The 23,136-nt window shown below is 45.1% G+C and carries 25 protein-coding genes and 2 tRNA genes; 13 read left to right on the top strand and 14 right to left on the bottom strand.

Annotated elements, in window-relative coordinates:
• The 3 genes from AAC006_RS05860 to argC are packed head-to-tail and all read right to left on the bottom strand — an operon-like array spanning position 1 to position 2,728.
• A complete protein-coding gene (locus AAC006_RS05860; RefSeq protein WP_126872933.1) occupies positions 1-912 on the bottom strand; it encodes an ornithine carbamoyltransferase in 912 nt (303 codons plus the stop codon).
• On the bottom strand, positions 909-1,715 hold the full coding sequence (gene argB, locus AAC006_RS05855; RefSeq protein WP_126872932.1) for an acetylglutamate kinase: 807 nt from the start codon (positions 1,713-1,715) through the stop codon (positions 909-911). Before argB ends, AAC006_RS05860 begins: the two co-directional genes overlap by 4 nt.
• A complete protein-coding gene (gene argC / locus AAC006_RS05850; RefSeq protein ID WP_013785644.1) occupies positions 1,715-2,728 on the bottom strand; it encodes an N-acetyl-gamma-glutamyl-phosphate reductase in 1,014 nt (337 codons plus the stop codon). The genes argB and argC overlap by 1 nt, the downstream gene beginning before the upstream one ends.
• A 527-nt stretch (positions 2,729-3,255) precedes the next feature.
• On the opposite strand from argC, the gene AAC006_RS05845 reads away from it, so the two are divergent.
• Complete coding sequence (locus AAC006_RS05845) at positions 3,256-3,666, top strand: methylglyoxal synthase (protein WP_013785643.1); 411 nt, start codon at positions 3,256-3,258, stop codon at positions 3,664-3,666.
• 65 nt (positions 3,667-3,731) lie between these two features.
• Here AAC006_RS05845 and AAC006_RS05840 read toward each other — a convergent pair whose 3' ends face one another.
• Positions 3,732-4,571: a hypothetical protein gene (locus AAC006_RS05840; RefSeq protein ID WP_013785642.1), complete on the bottom strand. Its 840-nt coding sequence runs from the start codon at positions 4,569-4,571 to the stop codon at positions 3,732-3,734.
• A gap of 159 nt (positions 4,572-4,730) precedes the next feature.
• Between AAC006_RS05840 and AAC006_RS05835 the strand changes: the two genes are divergently transcribed.
• Both AAC006_RS05835 and AAC006_RS05830 read left to right on the top strand, forming a co-directional pair.
• Positions 4,731-5,480 (top strand): flagellar basal body L-ring protein FlgH, encoded by a 750-nt coding sequence (locus tag AAC006_RS05835; protein WP_041453066.1) that lies wholly within the window; start codon positions 4,731-4,733, stop codon positions 5,478-5,480.
• A gap of 12 nt (positions 5,481-5,492) precedes the next feature.
• Positions 5,493-6,683: a flagella assembly protein FlgT middle domain-containing protein gene (locus AAC006_RS05830; protein WP_126872931.1), complete on the top strand. Its 1,191-nt coding sequence runs from the start codon at positions 5,493-5,495 to the stop codon at positions 6,681-6,683.
• A 53-nt stretch (positions 6,684-6,736) separates the two neighbouring features.
• Here AAC006_RS05830 and AAC006_RS05825 read toward each other — a convergent pair whose 3' ends face one another.
• Positions 6,737-7,549, bottom strand: coding sequence for a Spy/CpxP family protein refolding chaperone (locus tag AAC006_RS05825; protein WP_126872930.1), 813 nt, complete (start codon positions 7,547-7,549; stop codon positions 6,737-6,739).
• A gap of 279 nt (positions 7,550-7,828) precedes the next feature.
• On the opposite strand from AAC006_RS05825, the gene AAC006_RS05820 reads away from it, so the two are divergent.
• The 4 genes from AAC006_RS05820 (at position 7,829) to trmL (ending at position 11,493) form a co-directional block, all read left to right on the top strand.
• A complete protein-coding gene (locus AAC006_RS05820; RefSeq protein ID WP_041453065.1) occupies positions 7,829-8,539 on the top strand; it encodes a response regulator transcription factor in 711 nt (236 codons plus the stop codon).
• Positions 8,540-8,589: 50 nt separating this feature from the next.
• On the top strand, positions 8,590-9,906 hold the full coding sequence (locus AAC006_RS05815; protein WP_232363150.1) for an ATP-binding protein: 1,317 nt from the start codon (positions 8,590-8,592) through the stop codon (positions 9,904-9,906).
• A 72-nt stretch (positions 9,907-9,978) separates the two neighbouring features.
• Positions 9,979-10,944 carry an alpha/beta fold hydrolase gene (locus tag AAC006_RS05810; protein ID WP_126872928.1) on the top strand — a complete coding sequence of 322 codons (966 nt, stop codon included), beginning with the start codon at positions 9,979-9,981 and terminating at the stop codon, positions 10,942-10,944.
• An 84-nt stretch (positions 10,945-11,028) separates the two neighbouring features.
• Positions 11,029-11,493 (top strand): tRNA (uridine(34)/cytosine(34)/5-carboxymethylaminomethyluridine(34)-2'-O)-methyltransferase TrmL, encoded by a 465-nt coding sequence (gene trmL / locus AAC006_RS05805; protein WP_126872927.1) that lies wholly within the window; start codon positions 11,029-11,031, stop codon positions 11,491-11,493.
• A 59-nt stretch (positions 11,494-11,552) separates the two neighbouring features.
• Here the strand turns inward: trmL and gpsA are convergent, their stop codons facing one another.
• The 4 genes from gpsA to AAC006_RS05785 form a co-directional block, all read right to left on the bottom strand.
• Positions 11,553-12,560 (bottom strand): NAD(P)H-dependent glycerol-3-phosphate dehydrogenase, encoded by a 1,008-nt coding sequence (gene gpsA / locus AAC006_RS05800; protein WP_126872926.1) that lies wholly within the window; start codon positions 12,558-12,560, stop codon positions 11,553-11,555.
• Positions 12,561-12,568: 8 nt separating this feature from the next.
• Positions 12,569-13,075 carry a protein-export chaperone SecB gene (gene secB / locus AAC006_RS05795; protein ID WP_126872925.1) on the bottom strand — a complete coding sequence of 169 codons (507 nt, stop codon included), beginning with the start codon at positions 13,073-13,075 and terminating at the stop codon, positions 12,569-12,571.
• Positions 13,076-13,137: 62 nt separating this feature from the next.
• Positions 13,138-13,398 carry a glutaredoxin 3 gene (gene grxC / locus AAC006_RS05790; protein WP_013785632.1) on the bottom strand — a complete coding sequence of 87 codons (261 nt, stop codon included), beginning with the start codon at positions 13,396-13,398 and terminating at the stop codon, positions 13,138-13,140.
• A gap of 12 nt (positions 13,399-13,410) precedes the next feature.
• The gene (locus AAC006_RS05785; RefSeq protein ID WP_013785631.1) at positions 13,411-13,836 is read right to left on the bottom strand and encodes a rhodanese-like domain-containing protein; all 426 of its coding nucleotides are present in this window, start codon (positions 13,834-13,836) and stop codon (positions 13,411-13,413) included.
• A 257-nt stretch (positions 13,837-14,093) separates the two neighbouring features.
• Here AAC006_RS05785 and AAC006_RS05780 point away from each other — a divergent pair, with 257 nt between their 5' ends.
• Complete coding sequence (locus tag AAC006_RS05780) at positions 14,094-15,248, top strand: peptidoglycan DD-metalloendopeptidase family protein (protein WP_339348760.1); 1,155 nt, start codon at positions 14,094-14,096, stop codon at positions 15,246-15,248.
• A gap of 57 nt (positions 15,249-15,305) precedes the next feature.
• Here the strand turns inward: AAC006_RS05780 and AAC006_RS05775 are convergent, their stop codons facing one another.
• Positions 15,306-15,641 carry a hypothetical protein gene (locus tag AAC006_RS05775; protein ID WP_208805950.1) on the bottom strand — a complete coding sequence of 112 codons (336 nt, stop codon included), beginning with the start codon at positions 15,639-15,641 and terminating at the stop codon, positions 15,306-15,308.
• 302 nt (positions 15,642-15,943) lie between these two features.
• Between AAC006_RS05775 and AAC006_RS05770 the strand changes: the two genes are divergently transcribed.
• Both AAC006_RS05770 and AAC006_RS05765 read left to right on the top strand, forming a co-directional pair.
• A complete protein-coding gene (locus tag AAC006_RS05770) occupies positions 15,944-16,786 on the top strand; it encodes a divergent polysaccharide deacetylase family protein (RefSeq protein WP_208805951.1) in 843 nt (280 codons plus the stop codon).
• 397 nt (positions 16,787-17,183) lie between these two features.
• Positions 17,184-17,612, top strand: a complete 429-nt coding sequence (locus AAC006_RS05765) for a MerC domain-containing protein (protein WP_126872922.1) — start codon at positions 17,184-17,186, stop codon at positions 17,610-17,612.
• A 97-nt stretch (positions 17,613-17,709) separates the two neighbouring features.
• Here AAC006_RS05765 and AAC006_RS05760 read toward each other — a convergent pair whose 3' ends face one another.
• The 4 genes from AAC006_RS05760 to rsgA all read right to left on the bottom strand — a co-directional run bounded on the left by AAC006_RS05760 (position 17,710) and on the right by rsgA (position 21,441).
• Positions 17,710-18,399: a glycerophosphodiester phosphodiesterase family protein gene (locus AAC006_RS05760; RefSeq protein WP_126872921.1), complete on the bottom strand. Its 690-nt coding sequence runs from the start codon at positions 18,397-18,399 to the stop codon at positions 17,710-17,712.
• A complete protein-coding gene (locus AAC006_RS05755) occupies positions 18,400-19,284 on the bottom strand; it encodes a DMT family transporter (protein ID WP_013785625.1) in 885 nt (294 codons plus the stop codon). It lies immediately after the preceding gene.
• Between the two features lie 3 nt (positions 19,285-19,287).
• Entirely contained in the window at positions 19,288-20,226 is a 939-nt protein-coding gene (asd, locus tag AAC006_RS05750) for an archaetidylserine decarboxylase (RefSeq protein ID WP_339890892.1), read from the bottom strand.
• Positions 20,227-20,394: 168 nt separating this feature from the next.
• Entirely contained in the window at positions 20,395-21,441 is a 1,047-nt protein-coding gene (gene rsgA / locus AAC006_RS05745) for a small ribosomal subunit biogenesis GTPase RsgA (RefSeq protein WP_126872918.1), read from the bottom strand.
• An 84-nt stretch (positions 21,442-21,525) separates the two neighbouring features.
• Between rsgA and orn the strand changes: the two genes are divergently transcribed.
• The 3 genes from orn (at position 21,526) to AAC006_RS05730 (ending at position 22,509) form a co-directional block, all read left to right on the top strand.
• Positions 21,526-22,071 (top strand): oligoribonuclease, encoded by a 546-nt coding sequence (gene orn / locus AAC006_RS05740; RefSeq protein WP_013785622.1) that lies wholly within the window; start codon positions 21,526-21,528, stop codon positions 22,069-22,071.
• A gap of 104 nt (positions 22,072-22,175) precedes the next feature.
• Positions 22,176-22,251: transfer RNA gene (locus AAC006_RS05735), tRNA-Gly, on the top strand.
• 182 nt (positions 22,252-22,433) lie between these two features.
• Positions 22,434-22,509, top strand: a tRNA-Gly gene (locus AAC006_RS05730).
• Positions 22,510-23,136: the final 627 nt, after the last annotated feature.

Below are 23,136 nucleotides of genomic sequence, written 5' to 3'. Positions count from 1 at the left end.
TTAGGCACTTAATAATTGAGTGAGAATGGCGTTTTGGCCATGCATTCTATTTTCGGCTTGTTGCATCAATAACGACTTGTCGCTATCAATCAACGAGCCTGTAATTTCTAGGTCGCGGTGGGCTGGCTGGCAGTGCATAACATAGCTTGCACCGGTAGATTCCATTAGCGCTTCATTCACCTGGTAAGGCATAAACTTCGCTTTGATATCAGCCAGCGGTGTTTCGTCACCCATGGACAACCAGGTATCAGCGTAGATGACATCTGCACCGTTTGCAGCGCTAACATCATAGCTTTCTACAATAGTCGCGCCAGTTTGCTCAGCAAGCTTTTTAGCATGCGCAACAATCTCGGCATCACATTCGTGACCTTCTGGCGTAACCACTACTTGATTACAGCCTAGTAACGCGCCTGCAATTAACAAAGAGTGGGTTACATTATTGCCATCTCCAATGTAGGCCATGGTAAGGCCTTGGGTCTTACCGAAACGTTCAAATACGGTGAGATAATCGGCCAATGCCTGACAAGGGTGATACTTATCACACAGTGCGTTGACTACAGGTACTTTAGAGGCAGCAGAAAACTGCTCTAGTGTGCTGTGAGAAAATACACGAGCAACAATAGCATCAGCCCAGCATGCAAGATTAGCCGCCATATCAACCGCGTCTTCACGGCCAGCAAGCTTTCCGCTTTGGCTGTCTAAATACACCATGTGGCCGCCTAAGCGGTTAATACCAATATCGAAGCTGACACGGGTACGCAAAGATGGCTTTTCGAACAAGGCGACTACCGATTTTCCGGCTAATACATTGCTGTAGCTTGAAGGTGATTGTTTAATTTCAACAGCCAAATTCAACAACTTATGCATTGCTTCGGGTGTCCAATTGGAAAAAGTCAGTAGGTCTTGTTTCATAATGCGTCTCCTAGTACGCCATGTTCCGGTGCTTGCGATGTAGGTAATACCTGCGTGCCCGTAATCTTATTTAAAATGTCAGTAATGTCAGCTGTCCAGCTAGCAATATAAACGGGGAGTCCAAGGGTATTGGCAGACTGCAACGCGGCATCTACCTTAACTTTCATACCATCAGTAATTACCCCAGCTTGAGCAAGCTCGGCAATTGAGTCTTGATTAAGCACTTCAATGAGCTGCTTATCAGCATCAAGTACGCCATCAACGTTCGATAACAACAGCAATTCAGCATCAAGCAACTCGGCAACGACAGTGGCGGCTTGATCTGCGTTTATATTTAATAAACGCCCTTCAGGGCTGCTGCCAATTGAGCTTATTATCGGCAAGGTGGCTTGCGCTAGCGCACTCTTAAGGAAAGAAGCATCGGCAGTTGAAGGAATACCTACAGCGCCATACTTCTGTGCCATCGGTTGGCACACTACCATATTGCCATCAAGTAAAGAAAGGCCGACGGGCGTTAATCCTGAGGCAATCGCCGCAGCACATAGTTGTTTGTTTGCCGCTCCCGCCAACGCACCACAGATATAAGGCATATGTTCATCAGGCGTTACCCGAAGACCATCAATTTTGGTGCTTGCTAAACCTAAACTTGCCATCAGGGTTTCAACCAAAGGGCCGCCACCGTGAACCACGGCAACAGGGCGCGATTCGCTAACTTGTTTAATGCTTAAAAATAGCTTTTGCATTGCGGCTGCGTCGTCTAGCAACGCGCCACCTACTTTAATTACTACAGGTGAACTGTTCATTATTGCACGAGTCCTGTTTCAACCGGTTGGGCAGTCATAATATTAAGGCATTGAATTGCCTGCGATGCTGCCCCCTTCATGACGTTGTCGATAGCAGCCGTAATAACTGCATAACCAGATGCTTCATCAAACTTCCAGTGTAAATCAACAAAAGGCGTATGCGCCACATCGTCAATTTTGGGGAAGCTAGCACGTAACCTTACTATTGGCGCATTAGCATAAGCTTCGGTAAATGCAGCATCTAGTTGAGCGCTAGTCACTCCTTGATTAAGCTTAACGGTAACAGTGGCAAGTATGCCCCGTTTAAAGTTGCCTAAATGAGGTGTAAATATAACCGGTGTCGCTAAATAAGCTTCAATTTCTGGCGTATGGCGATGACCGAGCACACCATAAGCTTGCAAGCTCACTTCATAGAAGCTTGACGTTAGGCTGGCTTTTCGGCCGGCACCGGATACACCCGATACCGCATTGATCACAGGGCGAACCGCATCATCTAATAGGCCACTCGCAGCCAAAGGTTTTAGCGCTGACAAACTCGCAGTTGGGTAGCAGCCAGGTACGGCAATAATATCGGCTTGTGCAATATCGTCTTCGTACCATTCAGCCAGCCCGTATATCGCTTTTTTCAAACTTGTTGTTGCGGTATGAGGGAAACCATAAAACTGCTCAAAGACTTGGGTATCTTTAATTCTAAACGCACCAGATAAGTCGAGTATTTTTGCTTTGCCCGCAGACAAGGTTTCCATCCAATCGTGGCTGGCTTCATGTGGCGTGGCCAGTAATACGAAGTCCATCTCCGTCGCCAACTCTACTAATATGTCATTACTAATAGGCGTCAACGTATAGTTGAGGTGTGCTAGGTTGCCATGAAGAGCCGCAATGTTTTTTCCCGCATCGGCACTGTTTTCTGAAACATAAGTACCCTCAAGCGACAAAGCAGGATGTTGATGAACTAATTGAACTAGCTGTGCGCCGGTGTAACCACTGGCACCAATAATCGATACGTTATACATAATGAGAAATTCAATAAATGGAGAAAAAAATCACTTTTTACCTTTGTAAACTGATTTGGCGAAATGCATTGCCTAACCGCTACCACATTACAAAGGTAAAAAGTGTGCTACCGAAAAAGCATAATCGCAGACATTCGTCGTCGCAAGCAATGCAATGTGCAGCTATCCAGGGGAGTGGTTAACTCATTGACGTTCCCAGTATTACTACCACGAACGAGAGTTGGTTGTGTCATCAGTGCTTCCTGTGTCTGTATCAACCCTAAAAATGGGATGGATGCCTTAACCGTCGACTAGTTTACTTATATGGAATATTTATGCAATAAAAATGTATAAATATTTTTGGTCTTGAGCGCTACAGATATACCAATAAACAGATGGGTAAGAGTTTTACCTATAGTAGCCACTGAGATATGACATAATGTTGACAATTGAGTGTATAAAACTGAATATTTATACTAATTATCGCATAAATCGGCGATGATACAGATTAAGCATGGTTAAACAATCGACAGGTGGAATTTCTAAGTATGAGTAAACTTACCGTTGCGCTGGTGGCTCACGATCATAAAAAGCCCGAATTACTTGCATGGGTACATAATCACATCGAAATAATGAAGCAATGTGACCTAGTGGCAACTGGCACTACGGGCGGGCTCATCAGTGACGAAACTGGATTAGAAGTAAAACGGTTTAAAAGTGGACCACTTGGCGGCGATCAGCAAATTGGTGCATTAATCGCTGAAAACAGGCTTGATGCGCTGTTTTTCTTTTGGGATCCATTAAATGCAGCGCCTCACGATCCTGATGTTCGCGCACTATTGCGATTATGTTCAGTGTGGAATGTGCCAGTGGCATGTACACCAGCCACCGCCGATTTAATGGTAACATCTCCGCTTTTCTTATCGTCTGAATACAAACCAATCAAACCCAATTTTTAAGCGTGGCGGCGCTAACCGCCGCTTATAGCTCTCGTACGTTACCTCCCCAAAGTTTGCGTAACCCCTTAGCCCCCAGCTTGTCGACGTACAAATTCATAAACGTCACTAGCAGGTGTTGATGATGTCTCGCCATCGGCCGCATCTATCATTAGGCTATTTTCACCTGTGCTTTCAGTGGTGGCATTGCCATTAATTATTTGTTTGCCCGCATCCCATAAATTATTTGAGATACTCTTACCGGTAAGCCCCTCTACGGTTAGGTCGACGGCGTTATAAAGCAAACCACCGAGTCCGCCATATAAGAAGCTGCCTGCCATACTGGATGCCGCTGCAATATGGCTTGATGTCGTCGCCTCATAAATATCAGACACTACCGGCAAATGGTTCACAATGTTGAGCGCGTCGAATCCGTCTTGCAGCCCCAGTCCGTCCTCACCGAATGCCGATGTCATCATGTTATCGAACATCGAGGTTGTTTCGGTTGCAGTCGTTGCTGCTTCAACAGAAGTTGAAGTGGTAGTTGAAGTGGCAGCGCTGCTTGATGCTTGTGTTGCAGTGTCGGTAGAAGACGTTGATGCTGCCGCAGTAAGTGCCGCGAAGACATTATTTTGTAGCGCACCAAGCAATTGGTTTTGCATTAGACTAATAGCGTCATCGGTGACAAGGTTCGACAACAAGCTGGTATCAAATTGACTTGTGGTAGTGCTGCTTTGTGAATCTGTCGTTTCTGACGTGTCGTCATTGCTGGCTTCTTCATTTGACAACAAAGCGGCAAACATAGACGGCAAAGACTGGCTAGTAGTTGCCGCTTCCTCTGCCGTATTCGAGGTGGAATTTTCCCCCGCTAATGGCACTGCTGAAAGCAACGAATTTATTGTGCCTTGTGTAGATGTTTCAATGGCCATAACTTCCCCATACCCGCAGGCATGTCATTGTTTTGTAAAGGTTTTGCAAAGTTACTAAAGAACGTATTTCGTGTTGAAATTATTCGTTTAAACTTGCTCCTGTTCGGGTCATGGATGGCACTTAATCAACGTTATTTTTTATTTCCTTCAGAGCACATTATGAAAATTCGATGCCAGAAAGTGTTTCTTGCCCTAATCTTTACAATGACCGGCTGTGCCCAAACGGTTTCACATGAAGAAGAAGTGGTGGCAAGCAGTCCAACTAATCCAAAAGTAGAGCAGCGCGCTATATCGCCCACCTCTGATGAACCTGCTCCGGGCGATCCTACTTATGCGCCGCCGCGGGCGTATTCTGTTGAACAAGTTCGTATTCCTAGCGGCTCTTTGTTTAATCCGGAGCTTGCCATGGGGCTGTACCAGCGCCACAGCCAGTACAAAGTGGGCGATATGATTTTAATAAAGCTGGATGAGACCACCCAGTCTGAGAAGTCACTTGATTACAACCAAGATAAAAACAGCACCTTTGATATAGAACCTTTAACTGTGCGGGTAGGGGGAATTCAAATTGAAGGCGATGACCTTGAAGTAGACCATGAACAGGACAGCGAATTTACCAGTTCGGCACAATCAAGCCAGTCAAACTCATTGCAAGGCAGCATTACCGTTTATGTCACCGCTATTACGCCAGCAGGAAACTTGCTGGTCACAGGGGAAAAATGGATAACCATGAATAAAGGAAAAGAATATATTCGTTTTTCAGGTGAAGTACGCAAGCAAGATGTTGATGAAAGCAATACCGTGGTGTCTTCAAAAGTGGGTAATGCACTCATTGAATATAGCGGCACTGGGGATTTGCAAGAGAATCAAGAGCGCTCTGTGATAGATAAATTGTTCGCAATATTCGGTTAGTAGGTGAAAAGCATGAAAGGCTATCTTCGTCTAGGTATAGCAATAATAACTATGTGGCATGGCACGGCCATGGCCATATGGGTACAAGGTGAAGCAAGTCTTAATTTTACCGGTGCCGACTTAGATTCTGTGCGCCCTACGGTGATTAAAAATGCTATCGCGGATGCGTCTTATAAGAGCGGAAGTGTTATTGCCGCCGAAGATGTTCTAATCGATGGGTTAATACTCAGCAGCAAAGCAGAGCTTCGTACCGCAGGCCGAATACAGCGAGTCGAAATCATTAGCGAAAGTGTTCAAGATAATGTGCTATCGGTAGTGGTGAATGTCAATTTAACCCCCTTGTTTGATTGTGAACCCAATCGCTTTCAAAAGCGCTTACTGGTGACTCATTTTGCCCTACTCGACTCACGACAGGCGGCCACAGGCGGTATTTATAATATTGGTAAACACATTACACAACGATTTGCGCAGCAACTGAAAAATACCGCGGATACACCTAATGTCATGCAGATATCACAAGCCATGGCTAGCGCCGATATGTGGTCTGCCGAAGCACTCTCAGGCGTAGAGTTACAACAAAAATCGACTTACTTACGCGATACCTATGGTCAGCAGTTCGCACTATTCGGCTACATTAAAGATGTAAGCTTGTTTGAGCAAATAGCACAAAGTGAGTCCTTTTTCGACAGCGACGAGGTGGCGGTTAGGCGCAACTTTACCCTTCAAGTGTTCGTGCTAGATACCTTCAGGCAACGTATCATTTATAACGACAGTTATCACAGTGAAGCAGATTGGGAGTTTGAAAACAGCTACCAAGTGGATACCAATAACAGCTTATTTTGGCGTAGCGAGTACGGGCGAATGGTATTAAACACCGTAAATGCTGCGCTAACCGATATTTCTGCCGCCATTACCTGCGAGCCTACCTTTGCGCGGGTGGTTAATACCAGTAACCAGCAGTTGATTGTCGATTTAGGTATTGCCCAAGGTATTCGCGAAGGCGATAGCTTTCAGTTATACAAACAGCAGTCGTTGCCGGTACTTCTATCGCCAACTAAGAGCGTGATGTTGCCGGTAGAGAATGGGCAGTTTGCTATTACCCATTTAGGTGATGAAGTGAGTGTATTAAAGGTTGAAGGCGCAGAATCGGCAGTTCACTTATATGACATCGTTTCGCCAGTACAAAAAAAAGACGCAAACTAAAGTTTGCGTCTTTGCTTACGTTCCAAGTTGTTATCTTTTTCTAGCGAGTAGTCTTAATTATCGCTAAACAAACGGCGAAGCGCGTCTACGTTTTCGCGCTTCTCCAATACCTCGGCTTGCTGTGCGTCGGTAAGCACTGCAAACGTGGCTTGTTTATGAGTCATGTTTTCTATTGCTGCATTAACGAGATCATCTTTATATTCAGCATAAAGTGCATCCCATGCAGATTCGGAGAAATTGCCACTTCGCACAAGGGCTTGCTCAGCGTTTCTGAGTGCATCCATTGTGACTTTATGTTGAAAGCGGGTTTCACGAAAAGTGGCGTTTAAGGTTTCAAGTGATACTAACTGCTCGTCAGTCAGTTGCAGTTCTTTAAACGGCAGGCGAGGTCCTCTTGGCGGCTGGCCTCGCATAGCGCTTCTGACAGTATTTCTTTTCCCACCGTGCGCGACTTCTCGTTTGGCTTCTCGTTTAGCTTCAAACTCGGTTAGCATGTTACGTTGCGACGCTGAAAGCAGGTTGTAAATCTCACTGCGAAGTTCTGCAATAGCAAAATGACGCGATTGTTGTTTCAGTATCCTGGTTTCAACAAGGCTACGAATTTCACTTTCTGAAAGGGTAGCGAGGTCGGGCTTATCTGGGTGCTCCGACGAGGCGTCTGGGCGTTCATGATTGGCTTTAAACGCGGTAACAAGCTTTTTCACCTCATCCATTTGCTCTGAAGAAAGAGAAAGGCGGCTTAAGGTTTTGATCATTTCCATCCCAGGAGCATGATCACGCATTTTGGGGCCTTGAGGGGCCGCATTTGCGCTGTGGGCTAGGCTAAAAGTTGTCGCTAATAACCCAGCAATGAGAATTGATTTCACGGGCGTCTCCTTTGTATTCGCACCCCAGAATCTTACTAGCTCTGCGGCCAAAAGCAGTCAACGCATTGTAAAGCTTGTGTAAAGTTTGAACCATGCGCAGATTCTATCGGTCACAAAGCTTATCATTTCCATCGTTTGTGTGTGGGAATGGCTAGGTCGTCGCTTGTGGCGTTTCCTAGTTTTTTTAACGCAACGCGCAGTATTTAACCGTTGTCATTCCTCTATGCATTATACTTGGGTATCCGAAAGATGAATCAAGCCGTCGTAGGTTTCAAAAACATGAGTTCAGAGTTTCATTTACAGTCCATTCTTATTATCGATGATGATAATGAACTAACTGACATGCTAGCCACCTATCTATCAAGCATGGGGTATCAAATTCAGGTCAGTAATGATGGCCAAGCAGGGTTAGCAGAAGCAACGGCAGGTGGTCATTACGACCTCATTCTGCTTGATGTCATGATGCCTAAAATGGACGGTTTCGATGTACTTAAGAAGTTAAGAGTGAGTCATGCGACACCCGTGCTTATGCTAACGGCGCGCGGTGATGACTACGACCGCATTCTAGGGTTAGAGCTTGGAGCAGACGATTACTTGCCAAAGCCGTTCAATCATAGAGAGTTGGTAGCGCGAATAAAAGCCATATTCCGAAGACTGTCATTGACTCACAGCGGTGGTACTATTGAACAAGACTTGATTGTGAATGAATTATTTTTAAGTAGTAGTAGCCAAGTCGCCAAAGTCGGTGAGGTTGAAATGACCTTGACCAGTACAGAATTTTCTATACTTCGGTTGCTTATGCTAAACACAGGAAGCCGAGTGACGAAAGAAGAAATCAGTTTGAAGGTATTAGGTAAATCTCTTCAAGCGTTTGATAGAAGTATCGATATGCACGTAAGTAACTTGCGCAAAAAAATAGCCGCTATTAGTAATATCGAAAAAATTAAAACCATCCGCGGCGTGGGTTATATGTTGCTATCTGGTCAATGACGTTTTTCCGTAAAATAAACCCTGCTCGCGCCATTGTGGGGCGCCTTTTTTTGTGGTTCTGGGCTACCTTCATTGTTACTGCTGTACTGGCTGTTTGGGGAAGTCGATTCTTCTTTGAAGAACTTCAGGTAAACACCGCGTCTCCACAGGAAATTCAACATTTAGAGCGTTTGCTTGGCGGCATAACTAGCGAGCGCGCCATGCAAGCGCCGCTAAGAGTAGCGCTAGATAGAAATGGACGTGCCGTTAGAGGAAGAGCAATCGCAGTTGATGTCGACACAGGCCGGATGATCGCTGCTGGCGGCCCGCCTTTACGTGAAGACGACCGAAGAGATATAGAGCGCATCGTCGATCAAAAAGTACCAATCACACTAAATCGGGGCGCGCTAAAAATAACTGGGCCAATGCTCTTTGAGCGTGATGGTAAAAGGTTTGCTTTGTTCTTTGCCAAAATGGATTTGCCTGGTGAAAATGCTCCTCCCTTTGTATTGTTTCTTTGTATCGCCTTAGTGACAACGACGTTGTTATCTTGGCTGTTTGCGAAATCTCTCACACGACCAATTCTTCGGCTGCAGAAGTCTGCGCGTTCATTATCTACTGGTAACTGGGAAGCGAGAATTGATAATACTGAGAAGCGACAGGATGAGCTTGGTCAACTAGGTCGCGACTTCAATTCAATGGCAGGTCAGTTAGAGAAAATGTGGACCGGACAAAAACGGCTCCTGGCCGATATATCTCACGAGCTTCGTTCTCCCTTGGCTCGACTGCAGATGGCACTTGGTTTAGCACATCAGCAAAATGTAGACCCAGCATCGCTGGCCCGTATTGAGCGAGAGGCTGAGCGTATGGAAGCTTTAGTGAGCCAATTGCTGGAATTAAGCCGCGCTGAAAATGGGGTAACCACCTTCTCATCTTATTCTTTATCTCTGTTGTTTCGCGATATTTTTACTGATGGTCAGTTTGAAGCCGCAAATAGCAATAAAGCCCTCGATATAAATGAAATACCCAAGCTGACCGTGCTGGTAGACCAAGTTTTACTTTGCCGTGCAGTTGAGAATGTTCTACGTAACGCCATCCGCCACAGCACCTATTTAACAACGGTTGAGTTTACCGTCACCGACACCGAATGGTCGGTGACCGTTTGCGACGACGGTGAAGGTTTATCAAGTGAAGAGTGCGAACGGGTATTTGCCCCTTTTTATCGTGCAACCTTAGCCAGAGAAAGAGCTTCTGGTGGGGTAGGTTTGGGCTTATCCATTGCAAAAGCTGCTGTAGAATTGCATCATGGCGCAATAAAAGCAGTGACAAGAGAAGAAGGTGGCCTAAGCGTCACACTGTCCTTCCCTCGCAAGTTAGAAAACACTTAACGCGCATAAATTTTCATTGCCGTGTAGCGTTCAAGTTATCACTGCCTCACGATTCTATTAGGATATGCCTGTATGAGCTGGACGTTTACGTCAGAGCAAGACTTAGCTTCGACCTTTGCCACTGAAATAAACCCTTTTTGGCAAACTTCTGTCACCCTTGGCGAGTTTGTTGGTAAAGATAACATCGATGTGCATTACGCGTGGTGCATACCAGAAACCCCCAAATCCACGGTGGTGATCAGTTCTGGACGTATCGAGTCCTACTTAAAATACAAAGAACTCATTTTCGATTTGTATCAAAATGGCTTTGCAGTTTTTATTCTTGATCACCGAGGGCAAGGGTTATCGGGGCGTATGACTCACGATCCTCAACATGGATACGTGGCGGATTTCGCCGATTACGTGGATGATTTAATCACCTTCGTAAACGATATTGTGAAGCCGCGCCAACAGGGTGAGTTGCAGTTACTTTGCCATTCTATGGGCGGCGCAATTGGCGCACTAACCCTATTAAGAGACCCTAGCTTATTCGACAAAGCAGTACTCGCATCCCCGATGTTCGGTATTAAGCCTGCACTACCAAATTGGTTGGCCAATAGCCTTATAAAAGTAGGGCTTAGTATTAATAAAATGAAAAAGCGTGAGTCAGGTTATTTCTTTGGGCAAACGCCTTACATTGCATTTCCTTATGCCTTAAATAAACTTACGCATAGTAAGAATCGCTATAGCTTATTTCGCCAGCTTTATGATGAAGAGCGCCAAATTCAACTTGGTGGTGTAACCACTGAATGGTTGCGGGCAGCACAAGCCGCGATGAATACCATTGAACTTAATGCGGCTGCTATTACTACGCGCTCGTTAATTTTAAGTGCAGATGGCGACAGTATTATAGAGAATAAACGCCAACGTCGCGTAGCCGCTAAGTTCCCCAATGCTCAGGTAGAAATTATTCCTGTGGCGTATCATGAGGTGCTTACCGAATCGGACGACATTCGTGATGCTGCACTCTCTACTGTATTTGATTTTTTAAGCGCGTAAAATAACGCTAATGGGCGATGAGCGCCCGTTCGTCATATCGCCATTTAAAAGCGTGGCAATTTAGCATTTCGACAGTGAGCCAGCATGTTAGACATCGTACTTTACCAGCCAGAAATTCCCCCCAATACGGGAAATATTATCCGCTTATGCGCCAATAGCGGCTTTATGCTGCATTTGATTGAGCCTCTTGGGTTTGAGTGGGACGATAAGCGTGTACGTAGGGCAGGGCTGGATTACCACGAATTTGCTCACGTTAAGCGTCATGCATCATTAGAAGCTTACATTGAAAGTGAAAAGCCAAGCCGAATCTTTGCTTGTACTACCAAAGGCAAAGCATTTCACAGCGATGCACAATACAAAAAAGGCGATGCTTTATTGTTTGGGCCAGAGACCAGAGGTTTGCCCGACGATGTTATTGACGCGCTACCGCCAGAACAGCGAGTACGTATTCCAATGCTACCCGACAGCAGAAGTATGAATTTATCGAATGCGGTATCGGTTTTTGTTTATGAAAGCTGGCGTCAACTAGGCTACGACGGCGCACGCTAGACATAAAAAAACGCGCAGTGTTGATGCTGCGCGCTTTATCAGTTTTGTATAATTTTTAATCAGGCTTCGTTTTTAAGATCGCGACCCAGTAAGGTTAATGCGGCCTCTTTTGGCGATTTACCGTGATAAAGTACCGCGTAAATCTGCTCGCAGATTGGCATCTCAACACCGACTTTATGCGATAACACATGTACTTCTTCCGTGTTGCGATAGCCTTCTACCACTTGCCCAATTTCTTCAATCGCCGTGTCGACAGATTTACCTTGGCCTAAGGCTAAGCCAAATCGACGGTTACGTGATTGGTTATCGGTGCAGGTGAGCACTAAGTCGCCAAGGCCAGCCATGCCCATAAAGGTTTCTGGCTGAGCACCTAGCTTCACGCCAAGACGAGTAAGCTCTGCAAGACCACGAGTAATCAATGCGGTACGGGCATTCGCACCAAAACCTAACCCATCTGCCAAACCAGCGCCTATGGCAATCACGTTTTTCACTGCACCGCCTAATTGTACGCCGGTGAAGTCTGGGTTTTTGTATACCCTAAACGATTTCGCGCAATGTAGCTTAGCGGCAAATTCGTCAGCAAAGGTTTCGTCAGTGGACGATAACGAAATAGCCGTAGGCAAGCCTGCCACCATTTCTTTGGCAAATGTGGGGCCAGATAATACGGCTAGCGGATAGGCAGTACCCAGAATTTCTTCTGCAACTTCTCGAAGCAATCTGCCGGTTTTAGGTTCAAGCCCTTTGGTTGCCCAAATAATTCTATGGTTGGGCTGCAACAAAGGCTTAATGCTTTGAAGCATTGCCGCAAAGCCGTGGCTTGGCACTACCACAAGAATATCTTGGCTAGTGGCAATGACCGTTTCTAAATTGGCATCTACATTAAGCGCATCAGGAAAGGTAGCACCTGGCAAATAGCGCGCGTTTTCTCTGCTTGAAGCCAGCGCTTCCATATGCTTTTCGTCGCGCCCCCACAACAAGGTAGGGTTACCATTTCTGGCTAAGCAAAAAGCAAGGGCGGTGCCATACGACCCCGCCCCTAATACTGAAACCGAATTCGGGTTCATCATAATGGTGCTTACGCGTCCATCTTAGGCGCTTCGCCTTGGGCTTGCTGTGCACGCTTTTGAACGTAAGCAGCGAAGATAGCGTCGAAGTTAACTGGCGCTAAATTTAGTGGAGGGAAAGTTCCACGGTTCACAAGGTTTGAAATCGTTTCACGTGCATACGGGAAAAGCATGTTCGGGCAGAATGAACCTAGCGTATGCGCTTTGTTCTGATCAGGCATTTCACCAATGGCAAAAATACCGGCTTGCTGCACTTCACATAAGAATGCAGTTTCTTCGCCAAGTGTGGCGGTAACGGTTACTGACAACACTACTTCGTAAACGTTTTCGTCTAGTTTGTTGGTGCTAGTGTCAATATCTAGCTTAATTTCTGGCTTCCACTCTTTAGTGAAAATAGCTGGCGCATTTGGCGACTCAAAAGAGATATCTTTAGTGAAGATACGCTGAATGTTGAATTGAGGGGCTTGCACTTGGTCGCCTGCTGCGGCGCCGTTAGTAGTCTGATTATCGTCAGCCATGATATTTCCTGTTTAATTGTCGTTTTACTTTAATGTATTGCGTTGCTTTACGCGCTGACGCGTTATGCTAACCCAAGCATAGGATTTAGTTTTTGCTGTGCTTCTAGTGCCATCATGTCATCGCAGCCACCTACGTGCTTATCGTCGATGAAAATTTGTGGCACTGTCCAACCGCCATTCGCGCGCTCAATCATTACGTCACGCAATTCTGGTTGAACATCAATAGGGTACTCTTGAAACTCAACACCTTTCTGTGCGAGAAGTGCTTTAGCACGATGGCAGTATGGGCAATGGCCCTTGGTGTAAATTTCTACTTTACTCACTATGATCACCTATTATTTTGAAATCGGTAAACTTGCACTCTGCCACGCGTTCATGCCGCCTTTAAGGACTTTGACATTAGTGAAGCCCGCTTTTGACATCGCACCGGCTGTACCACGAGCTTGATTGCCCATAGCGCATACAACGATAATGGGTTTATCTTTGCTGTTTTCAAGCTTAGCGAAGTTTTTCTCGCGCAATTCTTCTGGTTTTATTTGCTTAGCACCTAAAATGTGCCCCGCTTTAAAGTCTTTAGCCGCGCGAGTATCAAAGATAATCGCGTCGTCTTTATTCATTAACAAAGTGGCTTCGTGTGTATTAACTTCTTTGATTGAAGAGGTAAACGTTGAAATGTAGCTAAACACCAACATGCCCACCAAAGCAACCCATACACCAGCAAGTACAATATTATCGCTGGCAAACGCTATTAGCTGATCCATTACTTCTAACCTTGTCTACAGACCATAAAAAGAGTGCAAAGTATATAGAAAAACGGGCGAGAAACCACCCTGCAATAGTCAAGCGTGTCTTGTAATTGTGTGCGGTACAATAGCGGATTGATATTACAACCAAATTGCACTGGGATTTAATCTAGCCCTCAGATACACTGATACGCTAACTATCATCATGATTGTAGGCGAATTCTGCAATCTGTTTTTGCCACCAATACACCGCCAAAGGCCGCTATTACCTTTTTATGTTTATTCAACGATTTTGCCCAATTGTCTGTTTACTTGCTGTCATATTCGGTATGGGTTTAGTCTCATCTACCGTAAAGGCGCAAGATGTTAGCCAAGAGAAGCTGGCAGAACTACAAGTTGAATTAAGAGCGCGTCAGCAGGTTTTAGAAAATAACAAAGCTAGCGCACAAGAACTAGAGCAAGTGCTCAAGCGTTCAGAGCTTGAAATAGCGAAAGTGGCGAAAGCCTTGGCGCAAAACAAACAGCAATTAAATAGTGTGTTAGCGGAAGAAGAAGTGCTTGTAAAAGAGCAGGAAGGGTTAAAAGAAGCTATTCGCCAGCAACAGTCCTTGCTTTCAAGTCAATTGAAAAGTGCGTTTATGGCGGGGCATTACGACTACGCCAAAATGTTATTTTATCAAGAAGATGCCCGTAATTTCGAACGGGTCATTACGTATTATCAATATTTGGCAAAGGCACGTCAGCAAGAAATTACCCGATTTAGAGACAACGTGGCTCGCCTTGAAGCGGTAACCGAAGAGCTTGCTGAAAAAGCGGAATCCTTGCTTGCCCTTCGCAAGACACAAGAAAGTCAGCGGGGGGTGTTACTCACTCGCCAAGATGATAGAAAGCAAACCTTAGCCAAACTTAATAAAACTATCGCCAGTGAAAGCGGACGAATTGCCACCTTGCAGGCAAATGAAAAGGCGTTACTTGATGCTATTGAAGCTGCCCGTATTGCTGCTGAACGCGCTGCGGCTAGAGCTAAGGTATCGCTGGATGGGTTAGCCAAGTTAAAGGGGAAGTTGTCAGTGCCTGTTGAAGGTCACATTCGTAAACTCTTTGGCAATCGCAGGCAAGGACAAGTGCGCTGGAAAGGCATTATTATCGATGGTTCGGAAGGCGAAGCGGTAAAGAGCGTGGCATCGGGCAAAGTACTTTATGCCGATTGGCTTCGCGGGTTTGGTTTAGTGGCCATTGTCGATCACGGGGAAGGTTACATGAGTGTTTACGGGCACAACCAAGCGTTGTTGAAACAAGCTGGCGACGATATTCTTTCAGGTGAAAGTATTGCCTTAGTAGGAAGAAGCGGCGGACAAGATTACCCTAATTTGTATTTTGAAATACGCCATAAGGGAAAAGCGTTAAATCCCACCGCTTGGTTTAACTGATCGCTAAGCACGCTATATAAGCAGGCTACACTGTGACAAGTTAAACATTTTTTACGGTTATACCGTTATCGAAAATGTGGAATTGTCAGGTAAATTCGACGCTTCTTGTTGTGGTGGAGGAGGCGGTGGTTTGCCCATTCCTGCTAATTCAGCAATGTTTTTACCTTCAAAACCTGCACTGCTTAACGCCGAATTCAAAGACTTACTTGGCTCGATACCTGCCTCTTTGAATTGCTCTACAATAGAAGCCGCATCTTCGCTTGATAAGTTTTCCGGATCGTAAGATGACAAAATAGCGCTCACAGACTCTTTTTGTGTATCGCTAAGGGCTTGGCCTTCAGGGCGTGGCGGCATGCCAGCTTGCATGGTTGAGCTGTTAACAGAAGAAATCATAATTACTCCACAATAAATAGTATACGTTGTAACCTTATCGACAATTAAAGCTGAAATTGAGCTTGGCGGTCACTCTTTACGCAACCTTTACACGCTAAGAACAGCTGAGCAGAGCTTGTTTCCTTTTTGTAAATTGGTATGCTGCATAAATGCTGGTTCAATGGAGCCGAGATACAGCCATACTATTGTTGTCTGGCTCAGTTCTTATAAGACTTATTTCTTATTCGGTTTAGTATCTCGTTGTTAATATCAGCAGTGCGCGTGGAAATAATAAAATCAATAATGGAAGTGAAGAAACGTAGATGAAGGTGCTTTGGCGTCTGTGTGTTTTATCGTTAATGATAATGACGAGTTTTACGAGTCATGCTGCGGCGTCAGCGACTATCCCGGTAAATCCTCGTGTTATTATTATTCTTGATGATCTGGGTTACAGAAAATCAGATATGGCGGCCTTTGCGCTTCCCAGCGAAGTGACCTTTTCAATTTTACCGCGAACCCCTCTTGCACAAACAATTTCTCGTAAAGCCGAGCAGCAAGGCCGCGCTGTCATGTTACACATGCCAATGCAGTCGACCAGCGGCAAAGCCATGGGTCCCTTAGGGTTATCTACCGATATGTATCCTGCGGCCATTACTCACACGCTAAGAGCAGCGCTTAAAAGTGTGCCGAACGCAGTAGGAGTGAATAATCACATGGGCAGTGCATTTACGGTTGAAGAGCCCGCCATGCAAACCATTATGGAAGAGATAAAGCGCCAAGGACTTTTCTTTGTAGATAGCAGAACTAGCGTAAATACTACAGCGCAACAGGTAGCGGATAGAGTGGGGGTGCCGAATGCAAGCCGGCAGGTATTTCTTGATAATGATCGCTCGGTTGCATCGCTTAGTAAGCAATTTGAATACACAAAACGATTGGCCAAACGAAACGGCACCGTTGTGGTAATTGCACATCCTTACCCAGAAACGATTACCTTTTTAGCGCACACGTTGCCTAGCCTGGCAAACGAAGGAATTGCTTTAGCGTCAGTAAACGATTATTTCACACTGGTGGCTAATATCCCCAATAGCATCCCCAATAACACTTTGGTTAAAGAGGTTCATCCAAAGCCGCTGTTAGAAACTGAAGCGGCCGCGCCGAATGAATAGTCTCCGCACCGAATGAATCGCCTCTGCGCCGAATGAATAGCCCTCGTTAATTTTGCTCGTGCAACAAGCATAAGTTTCTTCCTTTCTACTTTTTCCGTGATTCGCACCTCGGCATTTAATTATTAATAATAATCAGCCATTTCCCGACTCTAATCTCCACTTATGGCATTTCGTTCTTTTAAAGATTGAAAATATCATAGGGGAAAGTTTCGCATTTGCTTTAAAATGTTATATTATAACGTCTCTTGCAGAGTTATTCTGTGGCTACAGTGCACGTGCGGCTATTGTGATATCACGAAAGCGCTTATAACAAGAGCTTCTGTGACAAGAGTCATATGATTAAAGCGTGTGTGAAGTGGCGTGTTTTAAAGTTTTTGATGTTGTAAAGGTACAGTAAATGAATCCGGTAGAAGACAATCCAACAAAATTAGACAGACTGGGCATTTGGGTGTCGAGCTTGTGTGCGTTGCATTGCCTAGCGCTACCTGTTGTTGTGCCATTATTGCCACTTATCGGTTCTTCGTTTTTCGCCCAAATTTGGTTTGAACGAACCATATTAACTATATCGTTAATTATTGGTGCGGTTGCACTTATCGGCGGGGCCACTCGCTATCATGGCCGTTATTATCCGTTGGCATTGCTGTTTACGGGTGGTGCAATTTATTGGAACAAAAACATGTTTGGTGAAGCCTATGAGCCGTTCACCATCGCTGTGGGTGCGCTACTTATCGTGGCGGGGCATTGGGTTAACATGCGTTTGTGCCGTCAATGTAAGTGCTGTAAAGAAACGGTATTTTCTAGTCACTTATCTACCGAAGTAGAATAGGCGCTTTTGTAAGCCAACCGGCGTAAATTTTTAACTCAAGCTTTACGCCCAAAGCTTTATAAATAACGCTAAGTTTTAGCTTCTTAATCCTTAGCCCTTAACCCACAACTCGCTTTGCAATTTCGGGCACGTTGGTAAAAATACCGGTTACGCCCCATAGCTTCAATTGAAGCATATCTTCTGGCTCGTCTACCGTATAAACATACACATCCAATCCTTCTTGTTTCGCCGCATTTACAAAATCAGCATTCACCACATCTAACGCAATATTAATAGATTTCGCTTTAAGCTGACGGGCACAGTACGTTGCATCAAGTGCGTAGGTGGCGGTTAATGCGCCAATGGCCACCTGTGGCCATAATGCGCTTATTTCGGCTAGCCAATGGTGATTAAACGAAGAAATAAGTAAGGAATTTGGGTTTATCTGTGCATCTTCTACTGCACGCTTTACGTCTTGCACCCAAGCTTCAGCATTGCGCAAGTGCTTCACTTCAATATTACACAGCGCACCATCTGGTACGGTAGCCAGCACTTCTTCCAAGGTAGGAATAACTTCACCTTCCCCAGCATCTAGCTGCTTTAAATCCGCCAGTGAAGTTTGTAATAAAAATCCTGAACCATTTGTGGTGCGCCCAAGGGTTTTATCGTGAAATACTATAATGGCGTCATCATGCTGGTAGGTGTCGAATTCTATACCATCAGATTGCTGCTCGAAGGCTAGCGTAAATGCTTTAAGCGTGTTTTCAGGCGCAAGCGTACTCGCGCCCCTGTGGGCAATAATAAGCATTTAGTCGCTGTCCTTTTCTGACTTACCGTGCAGCTTATGGGTATTGAGTGTTTCATAGATAGATGCAGAAGTAATAAGAATACCGCCCAATAGCGTGTTTCCACTGGGGTTTTCATCCAACAGCAATACGGCAAGAATAACCCCATAGAAAGGCTGCATGCAGGCAATCAGCGAAAAGGTTTTTGCTCGTAAATGACGTAAACTTGCTGCAATTAATGCATGTGGTAACGCGGTAAAAACAGTACCTAACAGCAGAAGCATTAACCAAGCACTCATCGGGGCATCTGTAATTTCATTGCTGCCGGTAGGTAGCAAGAAAATAGCAATCACTAGGGTTTGCCACGCCATGGCTTTCGCGCCACTGTATTGTTTGAAGTGTTTTCGGTGGATCAGATTTCTGAACGCGTAAAGCACCGCAGAGCCCACACCAATAAGCACCCCTAAAGTGATGTCATTATCCAGTGACGTTTCAGGCACAATAAAATACACGCCTGCGATAACGGTAAGCGCAGATACAATGTCTTGCCATACCAAGCTTACTTTTTCGAAGAACGGCTCTATCAGTACGGTAATTACGGGGAAAGTGAATAGGGCAATCATACCTACCGACACACTAGAGTACTGCATTGCCGCAAAGTAGGTTACCCAGTGCAAGGCCATCAAGATACCTAGCCCTATGGCTATTAGATAATCTTTGCGGCTTGCCAGCGTCAAACTTTCGCTAGAAAATCTTAGGAAGAGAAATAATGCGATACAGGCAAATACCGATCGCATTAGCGTGATATCACTGGCACTCAGAGGCACTAGATGAGAAAAAAGCGCAGTACCGCCTAATAAGACAACGGTAAAGTGCAGTGATATCAAACTTCGTTTTACTGCATTCATAAACTAGCTTGGTGTCGCTTGCGTGCCTAAATCAGCGCTTGCGTCATCGCCTAAATCAGCGCTCGCATCAGTGTTTACTGGCGCGTTCGCAACAAAGGCCATAGGTTCACCTAAACGGGTTACTTGCCCAGGTGCTAATGCATCAAAATCAATCATGTCTTTTTCGAAACATACCACAATGGTAGAGCCCAATTTAAAGCGGCCTAGCTCATCACCCTTCGCAAGGTGCACGCTTGCTTCGGTATCTTTCTCGTAAGTCCAGTGTTGAACATTTTTACCGGTAGGCGGCGACACTGTGCCTGCCCAAACGGTTTCTATACTGGCAACAATCGTAGCGCCTACTAATACCATAGCCATTTTGCCTACGGGCGTATCGAATAACGCCACAACGCGCTCGTTACGAGCAAACAAGCCAGGAATATTCTGTGCGGTAAGCGGGTTTACAGAAAACAACTCACCAGGCACATAAACCATGTCGGTAAGTGTGCCCTCTACCGGCATATGAATGCGGTGGTAGTCTCGAGGGGCTAGATAAATAGTGGCAAATTTTCCGTCTTTAAACGGCGCCGCTAAATCTGGCTTACCGCCTAATAAACTGGTTAGACTGTAATCATGGCCTTTGGCTTGAAATATACTGTCAACTTCAATGTCGCCAAATTGACTTACCGTACCGTCCACCGCTTGAATCAATACATCTTCTCGTGGGTCAACGGTGCGTACTTCTGGTTTTAATGGGCGAGTAAAGAAGGCGTTGAAACTGCGGTAATGCGCAGGATCTGAATGTAATGCCTCACTCATATCAACATTATATTGCTTGATGAAAAGCTTGATAAGAAACGTAGTGAAGCCACCAAGCTCTGCTGCCGCTAATTTGCCTACTAGGCGAGACAACAAATGTTTAGGGGTAATGTATTGTAAGTTTATTTTAAGCCAGTCCAGCACGAAAGCTCTCCATTAAAAAGACAGGTTAATTGTACCCTAACTTATAAGCGCGTAAGCAACTTTAAGATTATGTATGCTACAAACTTGGAATAAGCCAGAAGGGGTAGGCTTGTTGAAGTCGTGTTTATATTCATTTTCAACAAGCCATATTAATAGTAAATGCTAGCCTTAAGCGCCAGGTGGTTGACTGTGGCTCGGACGTTGCTCGTCCATGGTGGTTAATATTTTGTGGTAGCTAGCAAAACGCTCGGCATTAATCTTACCTTCTTCTACGGCTTCCCGAAGAATGCAGCCAGGGTCGTTAAGGTGTTTACAGTCACGGAATTTACACCCACCTAAGTAATCCCTAAATTCAATAAAGCCCCAAGTAATGCGTTCGGTAGGAATGTGCCATAAGCCAAATTCTCGGACGCCTGGAGAATCTATTAAATCACCGCCAGCCGGTAAATGCAGTAGCTTGGCTGCGGTGGTGGTGTGTTGGCCTAAGCCTGAGTTATCTGATACTTCCCCGGTGAGTATGTCGGCACCAGGTAATACTTTATTAATTAAGCTAGATTTCCCTACACCCGACTGACCTACGAAAACACTTACATTGTTATCAAGATAGGCATTAAGTTCATCAATACCTTCACCGGTCTTACAGCTGGTGAAAAGCACTTCATAACCTAAATCGTTATAAACCTTTAATTGTTCATTAATGGTTTCTCTTTCGCTTTGTGAAAGAAGCTCCACTTTGTTTAAAACAATAAAAGGGGTAATGCCAATGTCTTCACAAGCCACTAAATAGCGGTCGATAATGTGCGTAGAGAGTGATGGAAGGGTAGCGCTTACCACAATAATTTTATCGATATTAGCCGCAATGGGCTTTATGCCGTCGTAAAAGTCGGGGCGGGTGAGGACTGAATGGCGATCGTTAACTATTTCAATAACACCACGTACACTACCAGAGTCGGCATCGTCGCCTTTACTGAATAGTACTTTATCACCACATACCACAGAGTCTACTGTACGGCGGATATGACACCGTGACACATTGCCCTCGGCGTCTTCAACATCGGCATGTTTGCCAAAGCGACCCGTCACAACGCCGCTCATCAGTTGGCTTTCATCTACTGACGTTTGCTTGTTGTCACCATGCTTATCTTGCAGCCGTTTGCTTCTGTTAGCTGCGACTTGGCGTTTCTGTCTATGTGTAAGTTTTGGTTTTTTCGCCACGATTCTTTTCTAGTTCACGTATACTGCGCTTATAATAACGTTTGTAGGGCATGGTTGCCATGCCTCAGTACTAAGAGGAAGCCGATGACAAAGCACGACAGTAATTTAGTGTGGATTGATATGGAGATGACAGGGCTCGATCCAGAGACTTGTGTGGTGATGGAAATTGCAACCATAGTGACAGATGCACAGCTAAATGTGCTTGCTGAAGGCCCCGTTATTGCAGTGCATCAGCCTGATGATGTACTTGATAATATGGATGAGTGGTGCACCCGTGTACACGGTGAAACTGGGCTTACTGCACGTTGTCGAGCCAGTTCGGTGAATGAAGCTGAAGCAGCCCGTCAAACAATGGCGTTTTTATCTGACTATGTTGATGCCGGTAAATCTCCTTTGTGCGGAAATACTATAGGCCAAGACAGACGCTTTATGGTGAAGTACATGCCAGAGCTAGAAGATTACTTTCACTACCGCAGTATTGATGTGAGCAGCGTAAAAGAGCTGATTAAGCGATGGAAGCCTGAAGTTTTAGATGGATTTGATAAAAAGGGGGTTCACCTTGCCCTTGATGACATTCGCGAGTCTATTGAAGAAATGCGCTACTATCGTGAGAAAGTGTTCACGATTTAAGCGGGAAAGGTGCGTTTGTACAAAAAAATCCAATTAATGGTTGCCAAATAAAATTATTTTTGTACAATGCGCACCACTTCAAAACGAAGTGCCTTTTTTTGTATGCGGGAATAGCTCAGTTGGTAGAGCACGACCTTGCCAAGGTCGGGGTCGCGAGTTCGAATCTCGTTTCCCGCTCCAAAAAAACAGTGTTTGTTGAAAAACAGCACTGAAGAGTGTGAAAGCGCGACCCCATGGGTCACGACCGGTTCCCGGCGACCGAGTGTCGGCCAGTTACAAGTCTCGTTATCCGCTCCAAAAAAAACTCCTATCACAATCCAAATGGTAGTGAGTATCATCAGATGCAACAGCATCGACTCTATGCGGGAATAGCTCAGTTGGTAGAGCACGACCTTGCCAAGGTCGGGGTCGCGAGTTCGAATCTCGTTTCCCGCTCCAAATTTTCATATATAAAATTAAATCAACCTACTTCAGTTTGATTAATGCGACCCCACGGGTCACGACCGGTTCCCGGCGAGTAACAAATCTCGTTTCCCGCTCCAAATTTTATACTTCAAATTGAACTAGCACGATTTCAGACTGAATAATGCGACCCCCGTGGGGCCGCGACCAAATGTCGGCCAGTCACAAATCTCGTTTCCCGCTCCAAATTTTCTTATCTAAATTTAATCAGCCTTAATATTTAAATCATCTCCCAGCTTAAACCCGCTGTCTTTATTTAAGCTTTCTATGTTTATTCATGCCGATAATGCACTTTTTAGCGTAAGCGAGTGTAAATTTTCTTTTTTTGCACCCTTTAAAAGGCGCCTTTTTTTGAATGGGTTTTTATTCCCGCAGCTTTGCACCGTGTGCGAGCATGTACTCACTGTTTTGGTGATAATTTATAAAAGTCCATATATATCAACTTCTAATGCTGCATTAGATCAGCTGCTTATTACTCTTAATTCACATTTAGTGCATGCATGCGCGATATTAGAGCATATTTATTCAAAAATAATTAAAAATTACTGCGTTTTTGCTTTAGAATGCGCGCCCTTTACGGCATAGATTCTGCTACGGATCATG

This window comes from uncultured Alteromonas sp., assembly GCF_963976965.1.
GTDB lineage: Bacteria > Pseudomonadota > Gammaproteobacteria > Enterobacterales > Alteromonadaceae > Alteromonas > Alteromonas naphthalenivorans.
This window is presented reverse-complemented; position numbering and strand designations above follow the sequence as displayed.

Coding starts and splice junctions, on each gene's coding strand:
- AAC006_RS05860 (WP_126872933.1), bottom strand. CDS start 912: ATGAAACAAGACCTACTGACTTTTTCCAATTGGACACCCGAAGCAATG.
- argB (WP_126872932.1), bottom strand. CDS start 1,715: ATGAACAGTTCACCTGTAGTAATTAAAGTAGGTGGCGCGTTGCTAGAC.
- argC (WP_013785644.1), bottom strand. CDS start 2,728: ATGTATAACGTATCGATTATTGGTGCCAGTGGTTACACCGGCGCACAG.
- AAC006_RS05845 (WP_013785643.1), top strand. CDS start 3,256: ATGAGTAAACTTACCGTTGCGCTGGTGGCTCACGATCATAAAAAGCCC.
- AAC006_RS05840 (WP_013785642.1), bottom strand. CDS start 4,571: ATGGCCATTGAAACATCTACACAAGGCACAATAAATTCGTTGCTTTCA.
- AAC006_RS05835 (WP_041453066.1), top strand. CDS start 4,731: ATGAAAATTCGATGCCAGAAAGTGTTTCTTGCCCTAATCTTTACAATG.
- AAC006_RS05830 (WP_126872931.1), top strand. CDS start 5,493: ATGAAAGGCTATCTTCGTCTAGGTATAGCAATAATAACTATGTGGCAT.
- AAC006_RS05820 (WP_041453065.1), top strand. CDS start 7,829: ATGAGTTCAGAGTTTCATTTACAGTCCATTCTTATTATCGATGATGAT.
- AAC006_RS05810 (WP_126872928.1), top strand. CDS start 9,979: ATGAGCTGGACGTTTACGTCAGAGCAAGACTTAGCTTCGACCTTTGCC.
- trmL (WP_126872927.1), top strand. CDS start 11,029: ATGTTAGACATCGTACTTTACCAGCCAGAAATTCCCCCCAATACGGGA.
- gpsA (WP_126872926.1), bottom strand. CDS start 12,560: ATGATGAACCCGAATTCGGTTTCAGTATTAGGGGCGGGGTCGTATGGC.
- secB (WP_126872925.1), bottom strand. CDS start 13,075: ATGGCTGACGATAATCAGACTACTAACGGCGCCGCAGCAGGCGACCAA.
- AAC006_RS05785 (WP_013785631.1), bottom strand. CDS start 13,836: ATGGATCAGCTAATAGCGTTTGCCAGCGATAATATTGTACTTGCTGGT.
- AAC006_RS05780 (WP_339348760.1), top strand. CDS start 14,094: ATGTTTATTCAACGATTTTGCCCAATTGTCTGTTTACTTGCTGTCATA.
- AAC006_RS05775 (WP_208805950.1), bottom strand. CDS start 15,641: ATGATTTCTTCTGTTAACAGCTCAACCATGCAAGCTGGCATGCCGCCA.
- AAC006_RS05770 (WP_208805951.1), top strand. CDS start 15,944: ATGAAGGTGCTTTGGCGTCTGTGTGTTTTATCGTTAATGATAATGACG.
- AAC006_RS05765 (WP_126872922.1), top strand. CDS start 17,184: ATGAATCCGGTAGAAGACAATCCAACAAAATTAGACAGACTGGGCATT.
- AAC006_RS05760 (WP_126872921.1), bottom strand. CDS start 18,399: ATGCTTATTATTGCCCACAGGGGCGCGAGTACGCTTGCGCCTGAAAAC.
- AAC006_RS05755 (WP_013785625.1), bottom strand. CDS start 19,284: ATGAATGCAGTAAAACGAAGTTTGATATCACTGCACTTTACCGTTGTC.
- orn (WP_013785622.1), top strand. CDS start 21,526: ATGACAAAGCACGACAGTAATTTAGTGTGGATTGATATGGAGATGACA.